The organism is Bacillus thermotolerans (assembly GCF_000812025.2).
Taxonomy (GTDB): domain Bacteria; phylum Bacillota; class Bacilli; order Bacillales; family Domibacillaceae; genus Quasibacillus; species Quasibacillus thermotolerans.
Map to the genome: position 1 here is coordinate 1 of NZ_JWJE02000022.1, position 24,444 is coordinate 24,444.

Below are 24,444 nucleotides of genomic sequence, written 5' to 3' on the forward strand. Positions count from 1 at the left end.
TCAAACTCTCCAAAAAGATGTTTGATTGCTCATAAAATAAATAAATCAAGAATTAACTGGCATGTATTTTGTTCAGTTTTCAAAGATCAATGTTGCTTTTCTTTTTCAAGAGTCAACTTTCATATCTTATCACATTTCAAAGATCGAAGTCAACATCTTTTTTTGTTTCTTTTTCAAAACGCTGTTTTCTCTGACAGCTAAATAATCATATCACGTCTAGAAAACAAAGTCAATCACTTTTATGTGATTTTCTTTCTTACTTTTATTTCAGCGCCATTTCTCTCGGCGACGAATACTAATATAACATTTTGTAAGATACAAAGTCAACAACCTTTAAGAAAAAAGTAGAATACAAGATAAAAAGTGTCCCAGAAGAAAGATTACCTCTCAAAAAAGTCTAGCTTTTTTTTAATAAATTGTGTTTACTATTTACTCAACTTTACATTTACCATTTGGAGGGAATCACCATGGAGCTTTTACTATCGATTATTTTGGATGTCATACTTCCTGTATTCATCTTGATTGCTGCAGGCGCCTTTTTGCACCGTACCTTTACGTTCAATCTGGGCACCTTGTCAAAATTGCTCACGTATTTACTGCTTCCCGCTGTAGCATTTACTAATCTATACGAAAGCCATATTAGCAGTGATGTATTGGGATCTATTGTAGGCTTTTGGATCATCCAAAGCTTGTTGTTAATCGGAATCGTCCATATCGTGTCGAAGATCGCCAAATTTGATACAGGACTTTCAGCCACTTTTAAAAACAGTGTTGTCCTCAATAACTCCGGGAACTTCGGCTTGCCCGTCAGCCAGCTTGTCTTTCACAACCAGCCAATCGGCCTTTCCGTACACATTATCATTATGACGCTGCAAAACCTGCTGACATATACATACGGACTGATGAATTCAGTGTCCGGCCACTCCACCAGCTTGAAGGACGTTTTAAAAACTTTCTTTAAGATTCCAGTGATTTACGCTTTGCTTTTAGGACTTCTTCTAAACTGGCTGAATGTGGAGCTGCCCTTCTTCCTGTTGAATCCGATAGAAAGCATCGACAATGCCTTTCTTGCTGTTGCCCTGATTACATTGGGCGCCCAAAGCGCGTTTCTTAAGCTGACAGAGCTTTCCTTACCGCTTGTATTAAGTCTTATTGGCCGTTTATTGCTGTCACCTACACTCGCCCTGCTCATTATTTTCACATTCGATTTGGAGGGAACAGTAGCCCAGGCACTTTTTATCGCAAGTTCATTTCCGTCCTCAAGAAACAGTGCTCAATTCGCCTTGGAGTACGATAACCATCCTGAATACGCCGCCCAAGCGGTGATCGTCTCGACTTTGCTAAGCAGTCTAACCGTTACGCTAGTCGTCTATTTAGCTAAAGTCATCTTTTAAGCCTGCTAATTCATTTCATGAACAAAATGAACACAATGTTATATATGGATGAAAACGCACGAAAAGTTTTATAGAAATTAAAAATTCAAAATATTTACCACGTTCAAAATTTTGATTAGGATGAATATCAATTAATCCATTCATCAGTAATGAAAGCGTATCCAAAAAAAGAGGTGGTAAATATGTTAGCGATATTAGGTTATTTAATGGTATTTGTATTTATGTTCTTGATCATGACAGGCCGACTATCGGCTCTGATCGCTTTAATTATAGTACCAGTGGTGTTTGCTATAATTGGAGGGTTTTCCTCCGAGCTAGGAACTATGATAATTGACGGAGTCGGGCAGTTGGCTCCAACCGGCGTCATGCTGATGTTCGCTATTTTGTATTTTGGAATTATGATCGATGCCGGGCTGTTTGATCCGATTGTCGATAAAGTATTAAAGTTTGTCAAAGGAGATCCCGTAAAAATCGCTATCGGTACAGCGGTATTAGCTTTAATGGTTTCTCTTGACGGAGATGGAACAACGACTTACATGATTACGATTTCAGCTATGTACCCGCTCTATAAGCGGTTAAAGATGAATCCGCTCATGTTGCCAGCGATCGCCATTATGTCCGTAGGAGTTACCAATCTGACTCCATGGGGCGGCCCGACAGCGCGGGTTGTAAGCGCCCTCAGTTTAGATATGCATGATGTGTTCGTTCCAATGATTCCTGCCATGATCGGCGGTGCAATATTTGTTCTCTTTGTTGCTTACGTGTTCGGAAAGAGAGAGCGCAAGCGCGTCGGTGTTCTTAAACTAAGTGACCTGTCAAACCAGCAAACGCTGGCTGAAAGAGAAATGGCTGCTGCTGCAGAGTACTCAGAAGACATTAAACGTCCGCATTTACTATGGGTGAACTTTGCCTTAACGGTTGCTTTGATGGCAGCTCTAATCATCGGAGTTCTGCCGCTTCCTGCTTTATTCATGATCGGATTTGCGATAGCGGTCGTTATTAATTATCCGAATTTAGACCAGCAGAAGCAGCGCCTTCAAGCACATGCTGGAAACGTTCTGGCTGTTGTTTCACTTGTTTTTGCCGCTGGAACATTCACAGGCATCCTATCCGGCACAGGTATGGTCGATGCAATGGCTAACAGCCTGGTAGCGGTTATCCCAGATGCCCTGGGGCCTTACCTGCCAATCATTACTGCTATTATCAGCATGCCGTTTACCTTCTTTATGTCTAATGATGCATTCTACTTTGGTATGATCCCGATCATTGCTGAAACTGCTGCGAACTACGGTATTGCGCCAGAAGTGATCGCCCGCGCGTCCTTGATCGGACAACCTGTACACTTATTAAGCCCGCTTGTCGCTTCTACCTACCTGCTTGTCGGTATGTCGAAGGTGGACTTCGGGAAGTTCCAACGCTTCACAATGCTGCCCGCGGCAGGAGTATGTATAGCCATGCTAATTGTGGCTTTAATTCTCGGGGTTATAACAATTTAATGACCATACTTAAAATAGCTAGAGTACCTGCTCTAGCTATTTTTCCATGCTCAGACTAGCTTTATTTGTCAAGGCAAGAACAGTATGATGGTAAATAAGGGTGTTGATCAGGAATTTCTATGAAAACCTCATTAAAAACAAAAATATTAGGCTTAATCAGTACCTTAATTCTTCTTATTATCATTCTTCTTGCCGGTATTTTTTCATACCTGCAAGCAACAGAAACGAAACGGCATGTAGGGGAAATTGCCCGGCAGTCAGCCAGTTCGATTTCCCTTATGCCAGAAATCATTAATATAGTAGAAACGAGTAATTCAACCGACAAGGTTCATTCAATCGCCGTTCAGCTCATCGACCAAATTGAGGCGGCGGACATTATCATTACTAACCGAAAGGAGATCGTTTACTCCTATTCAGCACCCGAATTAATCGGCCAGAAGAATTTTGAGCGAGCGAGTTTCCGGGCGCTTGTGTTTGGCGGTTCCTATGCGATTGAAATAGATAGCCATGACGGGCCTGCACTTATCGGAGTCGTCCCTATCGTCACAGACAATGGAGATTACAGCCAGGTCATTGGAACCGTCATGGTCAAGTTTTTAGAAAAGGACATTTTCAGCAGTATTTACAAGCAGATACAGAGAATCATTTTCTTCTCCTTAGCTGTATTAGCACTGGGAATCATCGGGGGTATTTTCCTGACAAAGAGCATCCGGAAAGATACGCTCGGTCTTGAGCCGCACGAAATCGCTTCCCTTTACCGAGAAAGGAACGCCATTCTTTTATCCATCAAAGAAGGAATTATCGCCTTTGATGACCGCGGCATGCTGACCCTCATTAACCATTCAGCGAGAGATATGCTGGGACTGACGGCAGCAATCACCGGGCAGCCGATCCAGCAGGTTATTCCTGATCTTAATATGATGGATGTGCTGAAATCAGGCCAGCCGATTACGGATATTGAAATTGGGATCAAGGAGAAAGTCTTCATCTTTAGTATTATTCCGATTTTCGAGAATGGTAAGGTAGCCGGAGCAGTTGCCAGCTTTAAAGATAAGACGGAATTAAAAAACCTGATGGACACCTTGTCAGAGGTCAAAGATTATTCAGAGGGCCTGCGGGCTCAAACCCATGAATTCACGAATAAGCTCTATCTGTTATCAGGATTACTTCAGCTGGGCCAGTATAAAGAAGCGTATGAATATATCCAGCAGGAGTCCAAGGTTCACCACACACAAAACCACATATTATTTACGCAGGTTCAGGATGCCAACGTACAAGCGATTTTACTCGGAAAGATCAGCAAAGCATCAGAAAAGAAAATCACTTTTGATATTGACCCCGAAAGCTCTGTCGGCCCATTGCCTTCCCGCATAACGGTTTCCCACATGGTGACGATTATTGGAAACATTCTTGATAATGCCTTTGAAGCTGTGCAGCACCAGGCGGTAAAGCATGTGACCTTTTATATAACGGATATTGGCAACGATATTATTATCGAGGTCATGGACAGCGGGACAGGCATCCCCGATGAGGAGATCGACTCCTTATTTATTAAAGGATACTCTTCTAAAGGCACGAACAGAGGCTACGGGCTCTTTAATGTTAAAGAAATGGTGGACAGCTTGGAAGGAACGATGGAAATCAGCCCGAATCCACAGGGAGGAACCATTTTTACTATTTATCTTCCTAAAGAGGTAAAAAACAACCAGGGGGTAGATTAACATGTTGAAGGTGGTCATTGTAGAAGATGACTTTCGCATTGCACAGGTGCAGGAGCAATTCCTGCAGAAAATCGAAGGTGTGGAATTAGCGGGAAAAGCGCTGAACGCAAAGGAAGCACTCGACATATTAGCGAGAGAACAAGTCGACTTGCTTCTATTGGATATCTATATACCTGACGAGCTCGGGACAGATTTATTAGCAAAAGTCAAAAGGCTGTACCCTGCCATTGACGTCATTATGATTACCGCCGCTAACGAAAAACACATGCTGGAGACAGCGCTGCAATACGGCGTCAAAGATTATTTGCTAAAACCTGTTACGATGGAAAAGTTTATTGAATCCATCGCTCGTTATAAAAAGAAGAAACAAATGCTGAGCGAGCACAGTGAAGTCAATCAGTCATTGATTGACCAGTACTTCGGTAATGAAAAAGAAGAAGATGCCCGCCAAAATGACTTGCCGCCTGGAGTCGATCGCTTCACCTTGTCAAAAGTAAAAGAGATCATGGCCGACCAGAAAGGCGGCATTTCAATCGTCGGGATGGCAGAGAAAATGGGAGCTTCCCGGACGACCGCCCGCCGATACCTTGAATATTTAGTCTCGATTAACTTCTGTAAAGCAGATTACGATTACGGAATTATCGGAAGACCTGAAAGAAAATACTTTCTCATTAAGTAAAAGGAGTTCAGCTATGTGTAAAAGGATATTTCTGCTGGCTCTCCTCCTTTTCGCTGCGCTGATGGGCTGCTCAGCAAACAAACCGGCTACAGACAGCAAGGCGGTAGAAGGTGAAATTACTTTCGTGGCCCCGAGTTCCCCAGGTGGCAGCTGGGACTTAACCGCCAGAGCAATGCAAAAAACGCTGAATAAACAAGGAATCATTGAAGAGCCTGTTCAAGTGATCAATATTATTGGCGCAGGCGGAGAGCGTGGCTGGAAGCATGTTAAAGAGCAGCAGGAAAATGTGCTTGCGATGAATTCAAGCTTGATTTTAACGAGTTATTTATTAGGAGAAAGCCAGCTTACCTATCAGGACTTCACCCCGCTTGCAACACTCTCAACCGAATGGATCGTCACCATTGTTCCAGAGGATTCAGCGATCAACAGTGCAAAAGAGTTAATGGAGGCGCTGAAGAAAAATGTTCACCAGTACAAAATTGGTGTATCACCAAAACTCGGCAACGATGACCAACTCTCTTTTGTTTTAGCAAGCCAGAATTCAGGCATTCCCCCGCAGGAACTGAACTTTTTTGTTTATGAAAACAGCAGCTTGGTGGTGGATGCGCTGCTGGCGAAAGAGGTCGATGCAGCGACGATGCCGTTATCTGAGGCGAAAGCCTTTTATGAATCAGGGAACGTGAAAGTGCTCGCTGTCTCCTCCCCTGAACGTTCGAAGGAGATGCCTGACGTACCCACTTGGACCGAGCAAGGCATCGACTTAGTATTCCAGCATTGGCGCGGTGTGATGGGACCCCCGAACATGACGAAAGCGGAAATCAAGTATTGGGACCAGGCTTTTCAAAAAATGACCCAAACGGAGCAGTGGCGACGATTCCTACGAGGCCATCACTGGACATCACTCTATAAAAACAGTGATGAAACAGCGGCCTTTCTAGAGGAACAAAGTCAGCTTTACGAAGAATTAATGAGGAATCAGACCAATTAACTGGAAAGAACCCGTCATCTCTATGCATTCAAAAAGATGACGGGTTCTTTGTCTTCCCTTTCTTTAATAGCGCAAAAGCGCCAGCAATCAAAAAAAGCGAACTTAAGTGTAGAATAACAAGAAAGAAAAAGATTTAAGGTATAACGGCATTGTTTGTATGCTTCCTTGAGGGAAAATAAACAAAAGAGCAGGACAGTATAGCGAGAGATCGTCTTTACAGCAAGAAAGGAGAAAGATATTTATGAAGTTAAGCGTACTAGACCAAGCACCAATCACTAAAGGTAATTCTCCTGCAGAGGCTTTAAAAAAAGCGGAGGAACTTGCCATATTAGCGGATGAATTAGGCTATCGGCGCATGTGGATGGCCGAGCATCATAGTACAGGAGCTTACGCCAGTTCGGCCCCTGAGGTATCAGCTGCCCATCTCGCAGCCAAAACTAAAAACATTCGAATTGGCACAGGCGGTGTCATGATGATGCATTATTCACCATTAAAGCTGGCGGAGGTATTCAAGACGCTTAGCGCCTACTCGCCCGGCCGGATTGATTTTGGCGTAGGCCGCGCTCCCGGCGGAGATACCGATGCAATTTACGCTTTGTCGGAAGGCCGCCAGCCTATGCTGAATAACATGTACGAAAAATTTGAGTTTGCCTTGCAGCTTATTAAGGATGAAGTACCGGATCACGATTTGTATAGGAAAACGATTGCTACGCCATCCCAGGTGGTCCTGCCGGAGGCCTGGCTGCTTGGCTCTACAGGGAACAGCGCCGTGAAGGCAGGACGCATGGGCGTCGGTTACTCATTTGCTCAGTTTTTCAACGGGGACATGACAAAAGACATTTTGGATCTATATAAAGAAGAGTTTCAACCGTCTTCCTTTATGGAAAAGCCGACTATTTCGGTCTCTTATATGGTAACGACAGCGGAAACGAAGGAAGAGGCCGAATTTGAAGCCCTCCCCCATGACATTGCCCGCCTTTGGCTAATGAGAGGGAAACTCGGACAAGTATTAACACCAGAAGAAGCGCAAGATTATCCATTAACAGAAATTGAACGCATGAGAATCGAGGAACACCGGAAAAACCTTCACCTAGTTGGATCAGCCAAGGAAATTGCAGAGCGGCTGCAGGAAGAGAAAGATCATTATGGATTTGATGAGGCCATGATCTGCAGCATTCCGCATTCTCAGGAAAAGCGCTTGAACGTCTACCGCTTGCTGGCACGTGAACTGATGTAAGCACTGAAGTCAATTTATTAATTAAAAAGTCCTTGCCCGGTTTGATTAGCAGGCAAGGACTTTTTAATCTGCTTTTTATTCTGCAAAGCTGCAACAGATCAGAAACCATGAATTCCTAAGATGGTTAGGCGATTGGAAAAACAAGAAGACTGCCTTTACGGCAGCCTTCACAAATTAATTGTATTACAGATAATACTTCGCGCTTGTCCAGCAATACCCTACTACTCCACCAGTAAGGAATGACAAGCCATAATAACAAGCTGATGCTCCAGCAGGCCCTAACCCAGAACACGCGATGCTAGCTGCGGCAATAGCCCATGCAGCAATTCCTTGAGCCGACAAACAATTATTAAATCCTTTAAGAAAGTCAGTGAAAGAGTTAGCACTAGCTGTTTCAACACCGAAAATATTTAACGAACTAGCTATTGTTTTACTTTCTGTTTTTTGTTCAGTTTCAAAATATTCTGCTGTGAGCTGTACAGTATCATCCATTACTTTTTGATTATCAGACCAAACCTCCACTCTGACTTCGTGAGACTCTTGATCGGCTGAGTAATGGTTCTCCATATATGACTTTAATTTTCCATTCTTTTCAATATATACTGTAGCTAATTCATTTTGGTCCTCATCAAAGAAGAGAGGGATATGTAAGATAACTTCTTTATTCTTTTTATTTTGAACTACCATAATATCTTCAAAGTTAATGTTATCCGAATGAAAACTAATAGAACCGTTGTCTAATAGCTTTTTAAATTTCTTTATGTATACTTTTGACTGGCTCCCCTCAACTGGCTCTAAATCCTCTGATAGCTCTTTAGTCTTTTCAATGCTTTGCATTACCTTTTGGTCTAACTCTGATTCTTGGGCATAACTAGTATTAGAGCTAAATGAGCTAAACCCTAATAACATCATGATCATCATGATAGATAGTACTTTCTTTCCGAGATTAATCACTAAAAACTCCCCTTTTACAAATTTAGTCAACGAATATGCTATCATGAACAAATCGACCGGTAAACAAAATATGTAATAATTGTACCATTTTAACTATTAATGGTAATTTTGGTTCATATGTAATTGAATGTATTTTTTCCAATAGTTTCATAGTAAATGATATGTTACACTCGGAAGGAAGGAGGCTTTTATAAGTTATGAATTATCGCCATTATTCCATTTTGTTAGGTATTCTAGCAGCTATCCTTATTGTGTGTGGCACGTTACTAAAAAATACATATGAGTACTTCCCTTCCATTGGATGGATTGGAGGATTAGTATCTTTATTATTAGCTGCTTATTTTGCTGCAAAAGCTAAAAAAGAAGAGGCTTAGTTAGCCCATTGATAGGATAGATTAGCCACTTGATCAAGTGGCTAATCTTTTTTGTAAGCTAGGTTTATAACCTCTCGCACAGCAGTTGTGCCTATCTTTCCCACTATCCCACCAAAGTGTTCAGGCCCACCAGCTCCGCTGAAGTTTTTTTATAATTCAGTCTTTTTCTGAGAGAACGCGAGAAAACACCTCTAAGTTGTCGCGCAGGTATGCCATACCCGTTTTTTAACTTAAAGGTGTTTTTTATTTGTCTCATCCTATAAGGTTAGTCTCCTTTTATTCATAGGGACCTGTATCCTTGACCGCTGCATCCATCTTCACGGCCACAGGAATTGTCGGATAAAGGCGCTCTTAGTTTCTTTTATTAAAATTTCGGTACTTATTCATCGCCTTGTCGCCAATTCTAATCGGATCGGTATTTAGCTCTTGAGATTTCTTAATCAATTCCTCGAATCAAAATAAATTGTTTTAATTAGCTCTAAAAACCGAAATCTCTGATATGGTTTTATAATAGCCAAAAGATTAAGAAAATAAATACCGTCTCTGCGATAGGAGAATAAAGATACCAAGGAGCATTTGCCTAATTAGAAAAAGTTTAATCTATCTCTTATGAAATATTACAGCAAGCGGAAAGAGATACAACTGAGCGAAAAATGAATAAAAATGCTTGGATAAATATTATACAGGCTATATTTTAACTCTTTTTACCACCACAAAATATTAACCCAATTATATATTATTCTGTTTGTAGTTATTGGAGTTAGTATAGTTTCATGGACACAGTTTAATTAAGTCCTTACAATTATTTTGAGAGGATGTGTCCGAATTGAAACGTAAGCCTGCAGGCAAAAAATATAATGATGACTTTAAGAAAACAATTGTGGATTTATATCATTCCGGCAGCTCAGTTAAAGAGTTAAGCAGCGAATATGGCGTATCAGAAGTAACAATTTATAAATGGGTGAAAGACTTTACCCCCATCAGTTCGGAGAAAGGGGCCCCGACACCGAAAGAGTTAGCTGAGATTCAGAAAGAAAACCTTCGGTTAAAACAGGAAGTAGAAATCTTAAAAAAGGCTATGGCCATATTCGCGAAAAAGTAACCGAAGCAGAGCTTAACGATTTTATCGAGGAACACAAAGATCAATACCCTATCCAGAAAATGTGCGAAGTACTGGCCGTGCCAAGAAGCAGCTACTATGATTCCCTTGAAAAAACGACCTCAAAGCGTGAAATAGAAAACCTGGAACTCACGAAGGAAATCCAACGGATTCACCTGGAAAGTAAGGCTCGTTATGGCGCTCCAAAAATTCATAAAACCTTATTAAACAGAGGGTTTTTCCTAAGCCTAAAGCGCGTCCAGCGCCTAATGAAAAAGGCCGACATCCGTTCGATTACCAAGAAGAAGTATCGTCCCTATCCCTCAAAGGAAAAGGTTGTGCAGCTGGGCAATCTTTTAAAGCGAGACTTCTCTACCTGCACAATCAATGAAAAATGGGTGGCGGATATTACCTATATCCCTACGGTAAGAGATGGCTGGTGCTATTTGGCCTCTGTATTGGATCTGCACTCGAAAAAAATCGTTGGCTATTCTTTTTCTCGTTCTATGACATCCGAATTGGTGATCGAAGCACTTCAAAATGCCTGTTTTTCTCAAAAGCCCCGAAAGGGCTTAATTCTTCATACCGATCTTGGCTCACAATATACCAGCAGTGAGTTTACTCAGCATGTTCAAAAACAAGGAATCAAGCAATCTTTCAGCCAGAAAGGCTGTCCTTATGATAATGCCTGTATAGAGTCATTTCACGCTATATTAAAGAAAGAAGAAGTTTATCATACGCAATACACGGACTACCTAGCTGCAAAGCTGGCCATATTTCAGTTTATAGAAGGCTGGTATAACCGAAAGAGAATTCACAGCAGTATTGGCTATCAAACACCTCAAGCCATTGAGGATCAAATTAGAAGAACAGCCTAAGACTTAACTTTTTTGTGTCCAAATTATTGACTCAAATCCATTATAATCTTCTTGGGGCTAATAATGAGTATCTCAAAAAGAAGTAAATCATAAGTTAACTTTTTAAGCCGTCTACTCGGCAGACAGCTATTTTGATATAAAGAATGGGTCCTTAGAAACTATCTAAATATCATATGAAATTAAAAATCTCCCCTTTCTCTTTTGTTTTTCTAAAAGCGTACTTCTCCGAATGAAAAAAGCACATCCTAAAAAATTTAACATGCATAATTTTTCAGAAAAAATCAACAGGGGATCAGAATAAAACCATTCTGATCCCCTGTTGTCGATAAACCGAAATTAACCATGTAAGATTAGTTTCTTAATCATTTATTTTAATGCCCAACATTACCGCTTGCATTGACTTTGGTGTAATTCGCTGGAGCACGATCATTTTTCAATTGCTCGATAATATCATTTGCAATATCTTGTGCTAATTTCTTGGAAGCTTCATTGTCGCTTTTAAAATGAATGCCCATTTGCTCTCTTGTAAGGGCTACGCTGGCAGCTAACTCCTCTAATTCGTTTCTCTCGTTCGGGAAGAAATAAGACAAAATATAAGCGGAGACCCAGGCCGTCGTTGAATGGCCTGATGGATAAGAAGGATGGACTGGCACACTCATTCCTTCGGGTAGTTGAATCGTTGGATCTAAATCTGTTGGTCTCGGCCGTAAATATTGATATTTTGCTTGAAATGTTGCGGTTGAGCCTGTATAAATGGCTCCATTAAGAACCGCGTGAACACGCGCCCCTTCTGCACCCATCAACCCGTACTTTCCAATTAACTCCTCTGCCTTTTCCAGCCAAAGTGTATTTGCACTTGTTGTGATCGCCCATTTTTTAATATAAGTAATTTCGTTCTCAGTAAGGTTAGCAGTAAGTTTTTTTAACTCTTCTAATTCTTTTTTTGTTTTCTCAGAATTATTGTCCGGAGGCGGTTCTACTTTGTAAGAACCGCCTCCTTTGAAATTGATGGATTTCCATGCACCTGCATCTGGGGTAACAGGATGTTTATTTACCCACCCCATTCCTCCGTTACTTACCTGTTCTTGTTTCTTTTCATTCTCTTTTCTCATAATCATCCCCCGATCTATTAACATGGCTATCATTGCCACTACAAACGAGATATGTATTGTTATGATGACTACTTCATGAAAAGTAATATGCGAGGTATATGCTAGTTGGTATACAGACACATTACCATTAAGCCCTTCAGTCACTTCTAACGCCATTCTATTAGTGATCTAATATTATTATTCCATAAAAGTATTATTTAACCAACTAATGATAGAAGTCCAATTTTTTAATTGCAATGTGGGAAATCTGCATTTTTTGATTTTATTGTCTTGATGAATCGAAGGGAAACTAACTAAGAACATATGTTGCAAAAATAAAAACCTAGGTAATAAGCATGGGTAAAAAACATCGATAAATTTAATTATCCATTCTATTTAACCAGATTATGGAGATTATTATCCAAGTTAGGAAGCTGTATTTTTCGATTAATAACAAAGAATCCACTTTAAAAAGTATCCATCAAAGTGGATTCTTATCCAGCATCGTACTGTTACTTTGGAATCCTCCAATTTTTGAATACCATTTTTTTGGAGTAATTTCATCTACTCAAAAGAACAAACTAGTAGTTGTACTTTTACGAACAGAGTTATTTAGTGACTTTAATAATTTAAAATGTGTTAACAAATCCATTGTTTGATAAGACCCAAAAGAAGGGATAGCCATCCAAATCAGCTATCCCTTCTTTTCTTATATACTTTTAATTATAAATCAATGCTTTACTCTCCTGAAACGCTCTTTCCGCTTCAATTAAAGGGAAAAATGAAACTAACTCTCTAAGTTTCTCTTTATATTCGGTTAAAAGATTGCTCGCTTCAAGATAGTCTTCGGGATCACACCCATAACTGGTTATTAGTGGCCATTCATTCCTAACTAAGTCGGTTAAGAACAACGAAACCTCTTGTTCATAAAGGGCCACCGCTACCACTTTCCCGCCCTTCTTCCTCAGGCTCATTTGATGGTTCGGCATTCTCTTCAGCTGCACTCTCTTTGGCTACGGTAAATACGTACTCTCCGTTAATCAGGTGCCCATCTTCTCCGATAATGCTCCATTTGACCGTGTAATTCCCATTCCCTAACGGTTCAGCCGCCTTCCCTGATAACGTGTCTCCATTTACTTGAATATCCTGAACCGGCAGTTCCTCACCACCTTCTGACAGCAATGTGAAGGAGCTGCTCTTCTCTATAGGCGTTTCAAATTTCAATACAATTTCTTGCCGATCTTCTGTTACTGTTTCTCCATCGCTAGGAGAAGAACTTTCCAAGTAAGTATGTGCCGAGACAGAAGATGCGAAGGTAAGTGTTAATAAAAATAAGATGTATAGTGATTTCTTCAAGACACTTGACCTCCTTAATATAACGTTTAATATTCAATCAAGACCATTATACAATTCCCGCTAATATTTTTAAGTATTTTGCTTACGAAAAGGGGAATAACTCCCTTAAAGAAATCAATACCTGGTTTTCAGACGAGTATTAATCAACTTATAACAGATTGGACCCTTCTAATCTTATTGAAAAGTTGGATAAAATGAAGGCTTGCCCTAAGCATCAATTAAGATAACCGAAGGACAGCCGAGCAAGACAACTAAACCAAAAGAGGGCAGCTCATTTCGCCCCCTTTGTTTTCAGATCATGCCCCTACCGCGAACGCTTGGCATTCTCGCGCACAGTGCAAGCAAATTTGAGCGCATCTTTGCGATACATCATCCGAATGGTGCAAGCAATGATGTCCGCAAACTTCGCAAACCTCTGCACATACCAAAGCCAGGGTCTTAGCGAAGCCGCTGCAGCGAGCCATGCACTTAGCAGTCAGCGCGCAAATATCCGCACAATCTCTAAGCAGTCTTAATTGCTCTCCCCTGCAGCGGATATCCTTCATCTGCATCACGAAAAACTCCACTGATTCACAGGTGGCCTCACAATGTTGAACAGCTTCTACCGTCTCCTCATAAGACGGCTGGCTTTGAATTCCCGGATGAGGCATGTTGTCATACATATGATTTCCTCCCTCGGTTCCTAATCCAGTCACACAATGTCAGCCTATGTACAAATGCTTGCTTATGCTTTAGGCAGCAGCCTATCCTAAGGAGCAATATGTCTCTCACCCTCATACAAATGTGTTCCACATGGAACATGTTATCCACAAGTGCCCTACAAAATCAGCCTTAACTTCTCTATCGGTTATTCCTCTCTATTCTAATATGAGGATTCTTCCTTAATAATTGGTGAACGAATTCTTCCTGATTTTTCGGGGATATAGCAATGGTTTTAAATGCAGCATAATTGATTTCGATCTTGTCCATAGATAAAGCTGGATCAATAAATGGATTTCTCGCGCTTCTAATGCTGTTGATTTCATGAATGTCGATAGATTTCTTAATTGGACCGTAATTTATTTTGATCACCGATTCTTCGATTGTATAGCCTGTATTAAACCAGATCCACAGCATGACGATCGCACCTGAAAATGGAATCAGCACTCCTATCCAAGAAGCATCCATTATAAAAAGAGGCGGAATGATAAAAAGAAAAATCAGGAGCCAAAAAATAAACATTAGCCATATATCCCTCTTCGATGAAAAGAACACAGGGCTTTCCTCCTTTCCGCCTTATAAATACGCCTTTAATAACTGGCAGGTTTCACAGATTCATATTAAACTTCCTCTTCCACTATTTGAAAGACTAAAAATTGAAGGAAAATACCATCCTTGTGCAGAATGTGTACTATAGATAGAATATAATTGTAGTCTATATGTGTTATGTTCTCTATAAGTGAACTATAAACTTCTTCATTAATGATTCACATACGAGAGGTGAATAACTGTGCAATACTGGAAAATAAGTGATTTTGCTAAAAATGTAGGCAAACACCCAAATACGGTTGATGGCTGGTTCAAACAGTTAGAGGAAAAGAATATCCACTCTGTAAGCCGGACGGAGTATGGAGAGAAAGTATACGACTCGCTGGACTTAAAGGTGGCTTTATACATAAAGGACAAGCGGGATCAAAAATGGGCACTTGAGGCGATCTTCCATGAACTTCCTAACCATTTTGAGCTTCGGCAACCGGCGATTGACCGAAGCGAAGAAACGGCAAATACTCCACAAGTGATCGATACAGACGCTTTAAAGCAGGAATTTGAAAAGATCGCTAAGGATGTTGTGGAAGAACAAAATAGGGAAGTAAAGGAACAGTACGAAGAGCTTTTAAAGCGGCTGCCTGAGCCTAGATCCCCACAGGAAGAACGGCGAGAGCGCATTGAAGAAATGATTACACGCAGCCGGATCGAAACCCTGCTAAGAGAAGAAGCCCGCAAGCTGTGGGCCGAAAAGCCAGAGGAAGAACGAATGAAACGGGCAAGTTTTTTTCGAAGAGAAGAGGATCGCGACAAGCGTGATCAGTTCATCAGGGAGTATATTGATGAGCATTTAGAGGAACGGCTGAAGGAAGAATTTAATTTGATTTAACGTTATAGAAACAGGAAACTTATTTGCGTAAGTTCCCTGTTTTTTTCTTTAGTCAAACCGGCGCTTACCGTATACAAAGACGGCAATGACGAAGCTTACCACCACCCAAGCCAAAAGGATTAATATATTATCAATGGTTCCACTTATATTCATTTCTCTGTCTAATTCCATCCAGATCATATTTAATTGTTCACTCGGCAAATAATCAACCGCTTTTATAATCATTTCGTTATCCGTCATGGCCTTGAACATGGATCCCATTCCGAAGATGACCAGTACCGGCATTCCAACAATCGTCGTTTCCATCACAGTGCGTGAAAGAAGCCCAAGAATGGTTCCGATCGTAACAAACAATACTAATCCCAGCAAGATACTTAGAATAAATAAAGGGGGGGAAGGCACCTTATACTCAGCAAGCAAAATTGAACCAATAACCACAACAAGCGTCGATACAGCGGTTAATGCACTCTTTCCGACCAGGATTTCAGCCGTGCTAGCCGGAGACAGCATCAGTCCTCTCAGCGTGTTCTTTTCCTTTTCTTCCGCAACCATAGCAGCCTGTACAAACGCCCCGGCGATCACAAGAGCAAAGTGAATGGGAAACGTTTGAAAGGCTGGATCTTCAGAGCCCATTCTTCCTATCCATGCCGCAAAAATAAGTGGAAACGCCAATGTAAAAATAATATAAGAGTTCTTCATCAGGTCCTTCCAGTCTTTTCTAAAGATTGCGTTTACTCTTCTTATCGAAAATTGCATCATAAATTCCTCCCCGTTAATTGAACGAATATGTCCCCTAAAGTTGGCTCATTAGAATGAATGGCTGCTAATTGCCCATCCTTCATGTAGCGATAAATTTCTTCTGCACCCTGCTCATCTTTTGGCACTGTCACGACTTGATCTCCCTTCAGCGTGACGGTAACAGATGAACTGCCGTACCTGGTTCGCAGCTTCTGCGGTGTATCGAACAGCTTGATCTCACCATTATGAAGGAAAGCGACGCGGTCACACATTTCTTCTGCTTCATGCATATCATGCGTGGTTAGAAAAATAGTGGTTCCCTCCCGGTTTAATTGTTTGAGTCCTTCATGAATATGCTTAGTGTTCACTGGATCTAACGCAGAAGTTGGTTCATCGAGGAAAAGCAGATCAGGTTTATGTACAATCGCCCGTGCCAGCGTTACTCTCTGTTTCATCCCTTTAGAAAGCTTCTGAACTGGAGTGTTCTTATCATGTTGCAAGTTGACCACTTCCAGTACCTCATCGCTTGACTTCTTGCTGATTCCGTATAAATCACAGTAGAGCGCCAAGTTATCAAAGATAGTTAACCGTTCGTACAATCCACTGTTATCGGTTAGAATACCGATGCGCCTCATATAAGAAGGGTCTTTCAGCTTTTCGAGTGGTTCTCCGAATACGGAGGCTTCCCCAGCAGTCGGATGCAGCTGAGCGGTTAATATTTTAATAGTAGTAGTCTTGCCTGATCCGCTCGGTCCCAGGAAACCAATCGTTTCCCCTTTCTTCACATCAAAACTGATACTTTTCAGTGCGACTTTGTTTCCAAATGACTTGGCCAGTTCTCTTACTTCAATCACATGTTCCATTCGTCCGTCTCCTTTTTGCTTGTTTGCTTTGTTGACTCAAATGTAGCTAAATTTTGAGCCCATCGCCGCTAAATCTGGATGAAAAGAGGGAGAAAAAGGATGAATGGAGACATTTATCCGGTGAATGGAGACCAATTTCAGCCAACGGACGCTAAGAGAAGGTCAAATGCCCAGAGTTTCCTTCAGCTCGTTCAACTTTCCTTTAGACAAAGGAACAGAGCTTTTCTTCGCATCTTCAAGAATTAAGCTGTAGCTGTTCTTAGACCAAGTAATGACTTCCCGCACTTTTTGCAGATTCACAATATAAGAGCGGTGGCAGCGGAAAAATCCGAATGGGCGCAGCCGATCGGTCAGTTCATTTAACGTAATGGAACACGGGAAGACTTCCCCTTTAACATGTAAGTGGGAGATACCCTCATTGCTTTCAATAAAGTCAATTTCAGGGGGATCAAAAAGAATCATTTTATCATTGATTTTAGCCGGTATTTTTTCAAAGCGAATCTGTTTATTGGATAGGAGGGGCGACCTCTCTGTCTCCTCCTTGCTATGTACAGCTTGAGGAGCCCCTGCTTCCTCGTTTGCTTCCTGGTCAGTATATTGTCCTTCAGGTTTTTCCGTCTCATCTGTCACTTCTATCTTCTTTAATCCTTCTTCATTTAATCGATAGACATGATTAGTCATAGAAAGGGCGCTCTCATAATTGCTTGTAGTAATGAGTACGGCCTTTCCCTCTCTAGATGCTTCTTCCAATACCTTCTGAAGGATCATCCTGCTTTCGATATCGATATTCTGGTCAGGTTCTTCCATAATAACAAGATCCGGCTGGTGCAGAACCACTTTCGCCAGCTGCAAACGTTTCTTCTCAGAAAATGTCAGCTTGCTAATCTTCGTCAGTCTTTTCTCTGCTAAACCGACTCTTTGAAGAAGCCCGTCCACGTCTATATTACTGCCGTATAGCTGCTTGAAAAAACGAAGATATTCTCTAGGTGTCAACCGGTCGTAAGGAGGATCATTTAGCAGAAAGATTCCTAAGCGACTAGACAGCTTTTTATAGTTTTGGTTAAGCGCAAGGTCTCCAAAAAAGATTTCTCCGTTTGATAAAGGGACTTTTCCCATTATCATGCTGATAAGCTGCGCCCCTGCTTCTGCGTTACATTGAACAGCTACGACCTCTCCAGCTCGAATATCTAAATCAAACGTTGGAAAGATGATGGTGTTGCCTATGCTTTTCTCTACGTGTCTTATGCTCAAAATTGCCATGTATTCAGTTCCCTCTCATTTATTCACTTTTTTCATATATCTTACCATTAAAAAATTAATTATTTTTGGCAATTTTTCTTTCATTCAATTAAAACTACAAATGCTTCACAAAACCATAACCCCTAAAAATAAAACTTGAGTTACTCAACATGTAGACCACAGAAACGTAGAAAGACGGATTAGTTTCCTAGCTAAAAAAACGCAGAGATTTTCCGTCTCTGCGTTTTCCCTACTTAATACCTTTTATTCTTTTTTAATTAATCATCACCATCTGATTCAAAGTCCAGGATTTCACCTGTTTGGGCATCAATCATGAACTCGTATTCCTTGCCATCTTTTGTTTCTACTTCCACTTCGTATACAAAGAAGCCGTCTTCCTCATCAAGTTCTACCTCTTCAACTGTTCCAGGGATTTTTTCGAGTGCGATGTTTTTGCTTTCTTCTGCCGTAATGCGAATGTTTCGTTCCTCCATGTAGTCATCATTTGAATCGGCCGATGCCATAGGAGTTGCCGATATTGCGCTAATCACTGTTGCAGCCACTGTAGGAATCATATACTTTTTCCACTTCTTCATCATTCGAATCCCTCCCAAATATAGTAGCACTACACGTACAGCTTACTTCATAGGAGTAAAGCTGATTTAAAGAAGGGGTTATGATTCTATTAAAAAACATTACAAATATGATAACTGTTAATCAATATTGATGATAGTGCTTTCCAAGCTTGTTCATGTGGCTTCACGAAAAAATCACTAAATGATCTTCTTCATTCCGCAATTTCGGCACTCCCGGAGAAAAATATTGTCCTTCATCGAGCTTTTAAAAGAGCTGTGGCCACAATTATCGCATCGACCTGCGACTGTATCCGGATACTCTTTGTAATCATATACCTTCGTTAGATCATATTCCTTTCTCTCTTCCATACCGATCGATCACTCTCCTCTTCTTGCTTCCTAATTATTGTATCATGGAGCTTCCGCACTTTAGCACCTATAGAGAGACAAGCATGAAAAAAGCACCTAATAAATATATTTATCAGGTGCCTAGAGGATCAAGACTTAGAAAGATATCTGTTCACCTCTTTATCAATTGCCTCATATGTCGTATTCAAGGAGATAGCTAATTCCGTGAACAATATTTTTTGAGTGGATGCTAAAACTTTCCGTTCTGCTTCGCCAAGCTTTTTTGCTCGTTTTCCGCTTCCTTTTTCTTACGCATGAGCGTATTCACGACTTTGGAAACTTCCTTTCGGTTCCCTATTGAATGGCCGCCTGAATCTGTTTCGTATAATAAAAACGTACAATGAAAAAGTAAATGACTTGAATGGCTAAGAATACACTCAGAACCATGACCGATTCCTTAAATAAATTGTAGTGGAACATATGAGACAAGGCAGTCAGTGCCACTGCTCCATGAATGAGCGCTACAGCAATCGGCGCGAAGAACAGCAGCATGGTTTGCCTGTTCAGCACTTTCTTCAGCTCTTTGTCTGTAAGCCCCATTTTTGAAATGGATCGGAATTTCTGTTTATCATCGTCCAGATCGCTGTAGAGGCGGAAGTAAAGGAAACTGCCCGCCGAGACAAAAAAGACGATGCCGATAAACAGTCCGACAAACAGGACAGGTCCATATGCTTTATTGATTTCATACATTTCATATTCGCTTGAAGTAAAAGCATGAGGCGGCGACAGCTCATTGTTGATTCTTTCAGCAGCTGCAAAAACCGACTCCTCCCCATCCGTCGCCTGCCAAGCATGGAAGATTGTTTCATCAATTGGATCAGGAAGCTGCTCGTGATCATGATCGGAAACAATATAGTACGAATCCGTTGCCGGCAATGCCCGTGAATAAATGAGCTCATTCGGCTTTAGGACTTTATCCGAATCTAGCCGAATCGTCTGTTCCATTAATTGCTCGGTCTGGCCGAACTCCACTCCTTCAAATTCAGCGACGAACAGCTGGCCGTCTGGAACGTTGATCTTTTCTTCTCCGATCAGCCCGGCAAAGCGGTTGAAATCTGATTCCTTCGCAATTAATATCCAATCTTCACCGATGGTAAAATACTGAAGCGTGACTTGTTCCTGCTTCGTCTCTATCCCTTCATCTTGCAGCACGTTATTAATGAGCACAATGTCTTTCTCATCATACTCATATCCCCAATAAGTGAACGTATTGGGGTTTGTAATTTTGGTGCCCGCTGTAAGGTATGTTTGAAAGCCAAAGAGCGTTCCGATAGCGCTGAAGGCCACCGTGGATACCATTGCAACCATAAAGAATGTCCGCGCATTATCCTTCATGCGGAAGGACAAATCAGAGAAAAGAAGCATATTCGTTTTAAACCAGAAAAAGCCTTCTTTGCTTTTTAAGCGCCGGATGATAAACACGCTCAGCTGTGTAAACAGCAAATACGTTCCAATCGTTACAACTAAAATGACCGGCGCCATCACGGCCACAACCATCAGTCCCTCCACCAATAAAGCAACCGCATAACCCGCTCCGAGCAGGATCAAAGCTGTAATGGTGAGAGGGACATTCGCCTTCGGCTCCCCTTTGGATTTTTTATCTCCCTTGATTAAATCAATCAGTTTCCGGCTGCGGAGAATATAAGAAATAAACAAAGAAATAACAAAAAAGAGCAAAATGAACGACAAAAAGGTTAAGAGGGCCGCCTCAACCGGCAAATAAAAGTTCAGCCGTTCTTCGATAATCAGCACATTTTCCGCTAAAAGCAAAATGACCTTTGCGAACACAAGACCCATCAGGATACCGCCGACGGTGGCGAGAAATCCAAGAAACATATTTTCTAGAAACACAAGCCAGCGAATTTGCTTCATTGACATCCCCTGTATCATCAACAAACCAAACTCTTTCTTCCGTGACTGCAGGAAGGAGCTCATTGAGTACAAAATAAAGAAAAAAGAAAAGATATAAATAATGCCCGCCGAAATGTACATCCCCTGGCTTACGTAGCCATTCATGCTCTCTCCTCGCAATTCAGGGTGAAAAGCGAAAATGGAAAAAGTGAAGAAGACCATTACCGTAAACATGCTGCTGAGAAAGTAGGCAGCATATAACCTTTTATTGCGTGTTACATTTTTAAGCGCGAACTGACGAAAGGTCATATGCATCCCCTCCTAGTAAAGACAGCGTATCAATGATCTTTTGGAAAAAGGCTTGGCGGTTATCACCACGGTGAATTTCTGAGTAGAACCTTCCATCACGGATAAAGACAACCCGGTGGCAGTAGCTGGCCGCTAAAGGGTCATGGGTAACAAGCATCATTGTGGTACGCTCCTGCTGGTTAATCGTTTCCAGCATTTTCATTACATCCTGAGAGGACTTGGAATCCAAGTTCCCCGTCGGCTCATCTGCCAACAACAGCTTCGGCGTGTGGATCATCGCTCTTGCCACGGCTGCCCGCTGTGCCTGCCCGCCGGAAATCTCGTATGTCCGTTTTTTCATAATCGCTGTAATTCCCAGTTTTTCAGCAATAATTTCGGCCTTTGCTTTCATTTCCTTCACTTTCGTACCATCCAGCGTTAATGGGAGGACTATATTTTCCTCAACTGTCAATGTATGAAGCAGGTTGAATTCCTGAAAAACGAAGCCGAGCTCGCGGCGGCGGAACTTCGCTAAGTCATCCTTCTTCAGTTCGTGGGGATTACGGCCATTGATAAAAACTTCCCCTGTCGTCGGTTCGTCGATCGTTGCAATTAAATTCAGCAACGTTGTTTTTCCGCTCCCCGACGGCCCCATAATGCCAACGAATTCACCGTCCTCAATCGTTAAGTTGATATCCGTTAACGCCCGGTAAGCGACCTTCCCCTCGTAAATCTTACTGACCCGTTTGACATCCAACATCACAAGATCCCCTTTCTGCTTGATTCATTTGATCTGTGACTAGTATAACTCGGCAGCCTGACGGGAACGATCGATTCTTCTTTCACTTTCCTTACATAGATGTAAGGTTTTGAGCAGCAGAAAAAATGATCCGAAATGTTGTCCCTTCCCCGACTGCTGACTCCACTTCAATCCGGTGACCAAGATGTTCGGCTGCTTCCTTCGTTAAGTAAAGGCCCATGCCAGTCGACTCCCTAAATACTCGTCCATTTTCCCCGGTATAAAACGCATCAAAAATACGCTTTTGATCAGATACGGGAATACCAACACCAAAGTCCGTTATCCCCAGCACTGCTTCGCCATCTTGTTCATAGACAGAGAGAACGATATGACCGCTCTTTCCTTTCGAATACTTGACGGCATTGTGAATGAGCTGTGAAAGCATGAAAAACAGCCACTTTTCGTCGGATTCTACGGTAATACCTTCCCTCTCTTCCCGGAGCTGTGGATACACTTGATTCCGAATATAAAAACGTTTATTTTCTCCATTGACGTCATGAATGATCTTTGACAAAGCGACTGGTTTAATATGAAAGTCCTGTTCAATGGAGCGGAGCCGGGCCATATATAGAATCGTATGAAGTCCAGTTTTCATTCGCTCCGTCTCCTCCCGGATGTTAGAGGAATCCGGCTCGTCAAGGCTTTGAGCAGTCAGCTCAATGACAGATAGCGGTGTTTTCATCTGATGCACCCACTGATCCATGAAGGTCAAGTGCTGTTCCTGCTGGTACGTCAATGTATGGATTTGCTTCTGGTACAGCCGGTATTGCTCTATGAGCAAGCGGTCAAGCGCTTCGGATACAGGAGCCTGTTCCGTTCGCTGGAAAGACTCATCCAGTGACGCCAGCGGATTGCTCAGCCGGTTGTAAAACCTGCGGCGGCTGTAATACTGGTACGCCAGATAGCAGCCCAGAAAAAATAAGCCAAGGAAAAAAGCATAGAAAGCAAGACGCATGGAATGGTAGCCGTCCAGCCAATAAATAGACAAAATTACCGCAAGTTGCAGCACCTGCATGATAATTAACAGCATATGTTCCCTTAAAAACAGCTTCATGCTTCCTCCGCCTCTGACCAGGACACCTTCAACCGATACCCCACACCTCTGACGGTTTCCACTGCTTCTTTAATGCCCAACTCCTGAAACTTCTTTCTAACTCTTGTAATGTTCACGTTGAGTGTGTTTTCATCGACGTATATTTGATCATCCCACAGCTTCTCCAGTAAGTCCTCGCGTCCAGCGACACGAGGATACCGGTCCATCAGGTTTTCAATAATATCCGCTTCTTTTTTCGATAAGGAGACCACTTTCGATTCAAAGGCCATCTCCAGCCTCTCCGGAAATAGCTTTAATCCGGCTCTTTCCAGCATTCGTTCCTCCGCCTTACTAGCGTACTCTCCGTACGCGCGACGAAGCTGGCTTCGGATCTTAGCCATCACGACCTCTGTATGAAAGGGCTTCGTAATAAAGTCATCTCCACCATTTTCAAGTGCCATCACCTGATCCATCTCTCCAACCCTTGCCGAAATAAAAATTACTGGACAAATCGACTCCTTGCGAATCTGCCGGCACCAATAATAACCATCGTAGCTCGGAAGATTAATATCTAAAAGCACAAGGTTTGGCTGATGGATATGAAAATCATCCATAACACGATGAAAGTTCGTCACGCCCGTTACTTCATAACCATATTTCGTTAGCTGAGATGCTAGGAGTTCTGTGATTTTTGAATCGTCTTCAACAATCATAATCTTTTGCACACCCTCACTCCCCTTCTATCATTTTGTTACGTGTTGAAAGATTCACCAATCTGATGAGCTCATCTCAATTGTACGGAAAATTACTCCCTGCCTCACTTCTCATATATTAGAAGTTTTTAACTAACAATAAAAGTTCTGAAGAATAAATTTTATTCTGAATATTGACAAAAATTTTTATATATATTAAATTTTATATAAATAGTGAACACATTAAACTATGAGTGAACAAACGAAGATAGTTACTAGAGAGGAAGGCGAATATGAAACAGTTTCTTGTTTTTATCACCCGGACACCCGATTTTACAGGAGAGAGTATTCCTGCCCACCGTCAATACCTTCAAGAGCTGAGAGACTCTCAACTCCTTACCTTAGCGGGAGGATTTCCTGACCAAACGGGGGGAGCTTACATCCTTCAATGCCAATCAGCAGAAAAAGCCCAGTCATTGATAGCCAAAGACCCAATGAATCAGCCAAAGGAAGCGATTTACCAATTAAAAGAATGGAATGCCAACTAATCATTTATA

General features: G+C 41.7%; 26 protein-coding genes. 10 read left to right on the forward strand and 16 right to left on the reverse strand.

What is annotated here, in order from left to right:
- The first annotated feature begins 467 nt into the window (after nucleotides 1-467).
- The 6 genes from QY97_RS10040 to QY97_RS10065 all read left to right on the forward strand — a co-directional run bounded on the left by QY97_RS10040 (nucleotide 468) and on the right by QY97_RS10065 (nucleotide 7,515).
- Nucleotides 468-1,394, forward strand: coding sequence for an AEC family transporter (locus tag QY97_RS10040; RefSeq protein ID WP_039231599.1), 927 nt, complete (start codon nucleotides 468-470; stop codon nucleotides 1,392-1,394).
- 182 nt (nucleotides 1,395-1,576) lie between these two features.
- Nucleotides 1,577-2,890, forward strand: coding sequence for a CitMHS family transporter (locus QY97_RS10045; protein ID WP_039231596.1), 1,314 nt, complete (start codon nucleotides 1,577-1,579; stop codon nucleotides 2,888-2,890).
- Nucleotides 2,891-3,009: 119 nt separating this feature from the next.
- A complete protein-coding gene (locus QY97_RS10050) occupies nucleotides 3,010-4,611 on the forward strand; it encodes an ATP-binding protein (RefSeq protein WP_039231593.1) in 1,602 nt (533 codons plus the stop codon).
- Between the two features lies 1 nt (nucleotide 4,612).
- Entirely contained in the window at nucleotides 4,613-5,290 is a 678-nt protein-coding gene (locus QY97_RS10055; RefSeq protein ID WP_039231589.1) for a response regulator, read from the forward strand.
- 13 nt (nucleotides 5,291-5,303) lie between these two features.
- Entirely contained in the window at nucleotides 5,304-6,278 is a 975-nt protein-coding gene (locus QY97_RS10060; protein ID WP_039231588.1) for a tripartite tricarboxylate transporter substrate binding protein, read from the forward strand.
- Between the two features lie 241 nt (nucleotides 6,279-6,519).
- The gene (locus QY97_RS10065) at nucleotides 6,520-7,515 is read left to right on the forward strand and encodes an LLM class flavin-dependent oxidoreductase (protein WP_039231586.1); all 996 of its coding nucleotides are present in this window, start codon (nucleotides 6,520-6,522) and stop codon (nucleotides 7,513-7,515) included.
- Between the two features lie 183 nt (nucleotides 7,516-7,698).
- On the opposite strand, the gene QY97_RS20650 is transcribed toward QY97_RS10065, so the two are convergent.
- The gene (locus QY97_RS20650) at nucleotides 7,699-8,469 is read right to left on the reverse strand and encodes a hypothetical protein (protein ID WP_198402934.1); all 771 of its coding nucleotides are present in this window, start codon (nucleotides 8,467-8,469) and stop codon (nucleotides 7,699-7,701) included.
- A 197-nt stretch (nucleotides 8,470-8,666) separates the two neighbouring features.
- Between QY97_RS20650 and QY97_RS20655 the strand changes: the two genes are divergently transcribed.
- Nucleotides 8,667-8,843 carry a hypothetical protein gene (locus tag QY97_RS20655; protein ID WP_166701715.1) on the forward strand — a complete coding sequence of 59 codons (177 nt, stop codon included), beginning with the start codon at nucleotides 8,667-8,669 and terminating at the stop codon, nucleotides 8,841-8,843.
- A gap of 826 nt (nucleotides 8,844-9,669) precedes the next feature.
- Nucleotides 9,670-10,820 (forward strand): IS3 family transposase gene (locus QY97_RS10080; RefSeq protein WP_232506272.1). Its coding sequence is split into 2 segments (ribosomal slippage): nucleotides 9,670-9,919 and nucleotides 9,919-10,820, totalling 1,152 coding nucleotides; the frame shifts between segments, so codons are not numbered across the junction.
- Nucleotides 10,821-11,191: 371 nt separating this feature from the next.
- Here the strand turns inward: QY97_RS10080 and QY97_RS10085 are convergent.
- From QY97_RS10085 to QY97_RS10105, 5 genes are all read right to left on the reverse strand, one after another.
- Nucleotides 11,192-11,932 (reverse strand): phosphatase PAP2 family protein, encoded by a 741-nt coding sequence (locus QY97_RS10085; protein ID WP_039235792.1) that lies wholly within the window; start codon nucleotides 11,930-11,932, stop codon nucleotides 11,192-11,194.
- Between the two features lie 698 nt (nucleotides 11,933-12,630).
- Entirely contained in the window at nucleotides 12,631-12,858 is a 228-nt protein-coding gene (locus tag QY97_RS10090; RefSeq protein WP_039235793.1) for a hypothetical protein, read from the reverse strand.
- On the reverse strand, nucleotides 12,836-13,267 hold the full coding sequence (locus QY97_RS10095) for a copper resistance CopC family protein (RefSeq protein WP_052725937.1): 432 nt from the start codon (nucleotides 13,265-13,267) through the stop codon (nucleotides 12,836-12,838). Before QY97_RS10095 ends, QY97_RS10090 begins: the two co-directional genes overlap by 23 nt.
- A 296-nt stretch (nucleotides 13,268-13,563) precedes the next feature.
- Nucleotides 13,564-13,929, reverse strand: coding sequence for a four-helix bundle copper-binding protein (locus QY97_RS10100; RefSeq protein ID WP_039235796.1), 366 nt, complete (start codon nucleotides 13,927-13,929; stop codon nucleotides 13,564-13,566).
- Nucleotides 13,930-14,107: 178 nt separating this feature from the next.
- Nucleotides 14,108-14,521, reverse strand: coding sequence for a PH domain-containing protein (locus tag QY97_RS10105; RefSeq protein WP_039235799.1), 414 nt, complete (start codon nucleotides 14,519-14,521; stop codon nucleotides 14,108-14,110).
- Nucleotides 14,522-14,756: 235 nt separating this feature from the next.
- Between QY97_RS10105 and QY97_RS10110 the strand changes: the two genes are divergently transcribed.
- A complete protein-coding gene (locus QY97_RS10110) occupies nucleotides 14,757-15,401 on the forward strand; it encodes a hypothetical protein (protein WP_052728956.1) in 645 nt (214 codons plus the stop codon).
- A gap of 48 nt (nucleotides 15,402-15,449) precedes the next feature.
- On the opposite strand, the gene QY97_RS10115 is transcribed toward QY97_RS10110, so the two are convergent.
- The 10 genes from QY97_RS10115 to QY97_RS10150 form a co-directional block, all read right to left on the reverse strand.
- Nucleotides 15,450-16,157, reverse strand: a complete 708-nt coding sequence (locus QY97_RS10115) for an ABC transporter permease (protein WP_039235805.1) — start codon at nucleotides 16,155-16,157, stop codon at nucleotides 15,450-15,452.
- Nucleotides 16,157-17,002: an ABC transporter ATP-binding protein gene (locus QY97_RS10120; RefSeq protein ID WP_039235807.1), complete on the reverse strand. Its 846-nt coding sequence runs from the start codon at nucleotides 17,000-17,002 to the stop codon at nucleotides 16,157-16,159. The genes QY97_RS10115 and QY97_RS10120 overlap by 1 nt, the downstream gene beginning before the upstream one ends.
- Nucleotides 17,003-17,164: 162 nt before the next feature.
- Nucleotides 17,165-18,262: a LytTR family transcriptional regulator DNA-binding domain-containing protein gene (locus tag QY97_RS10125; RefSeq protein ID WP_039235810.1), complete on the reverse strand. Its 1,098-nt coding sequence runs from the start codon at nucleotides 18,260-18,262 to the stop codon at nucleotides 17,165-17,167.
- A 257-nt stretch (nucleotides 18,263-18,519) separates the two neighbouring features.
- On the reverse strand, nucleotides 18,520-18,840 hold the full coding sequence (locus QY97_RS10130; protein WP_052717138.1) for a PepSY domain-containing protein: 321 nt from the start codon (nucleotides 18,838-18,840) through the stop codon (nucleotides 18,520-18,522).
- A 174-nt stretch (nucleotides 18,841-19,014) separates the two neighbouring features.
- Nucleotides 19,015-19,185, reverse strand: coding sequence for a hypothetical protein (locus tag QY97_RS21135; RefSeq protein ID WP_099098552.1), 171 nt, complete (start codon nucleotides 19,183-19,185; stop codon nucleotides 19,015-19,017).
- A 128-nt stretch (nucleotides 19,186-19,313) separates the two neighbouring features.
- Nucleotides 19,314-19,400 carry a hypothetical protein gene (locus QY97_RS21140; RefSeq protein WP_408606262.1) on the reverse strand — a complete coding sequence of 29 codons (87 nt, stop codon included), beginning with the start codon at nucleotides 19,398-19,400 and terminating at the stop codon, nucleotides 19,314-19,316.
- A 118-nt stretch (nucleotides 19,401-19,518) separates the two neighbouring features.
- The gene (locus QY97_RS10135; protein WP_039235813.1) at nucleotides 19,519-21,384 is read right to left on the reverse strand and encodes an FtsX-like permease family protein; all 1,866 of its coding nucleotides are present in this window, start codon (nucleotides 21,382-21,384) and stop codon (nucleotides 19,519-19,521) included.
- Entirely contained in the window at nucleotides 21,359-22,123 is a 765-nt protein-coding gene (locus QY97_RS10140) for an ABC transporter ATP-binding protein (protein ID WP_039235816.1), read from the reverse strand. The genes QY97_RS10135 and QY97_RS10140 overlap by 26 nt, the downstream gene beginning before the upstream one ends.
- A 91-nt stretch (nucleotides 22,124-22,214) precedes the next feature.
- A complete protein-coding gene (locus QY97_RS10145; RefSeq protein ID WP_039235819.1) occupies nucleotides 22,215-23,216 on the reverse strand; it encodes a sensor histidine kinase in 1,002 nt (333 codons plus the stop codon).
- Entirely contained in the window at nucleotides 23,213-23,920 is a 708-nt protein-coding gene (locus tag QY97_RS10150) for a response regulator transcription factor (RefSeq protein WP_039235822.1), read from the reverse strand. Before QY97_RS10150 ends, QY97_RS10145 begins: the two co-directional genes overlap by 4 nt.
- A 260-nt stretch (nucleotides 23,921-24,180) precedes the next feature.
- Here QY97_RS10150 and QY97_RS10155 point away from each other — a divergent pair, with 260 nt between their 5' ends.
- Complete coding sequence (locus tag QY97_RS10155) at nucleotides 24,181-24,435, forward strand: YciI family protein (protein ID WP_039235825.1); 255 nt, start codon at nucleotides 24,181-24,183, stop codon at nucleotides 24,433-24,435.
- Nucleotides 24,436-24,444 lie beyond the last annotated feature (9 nt).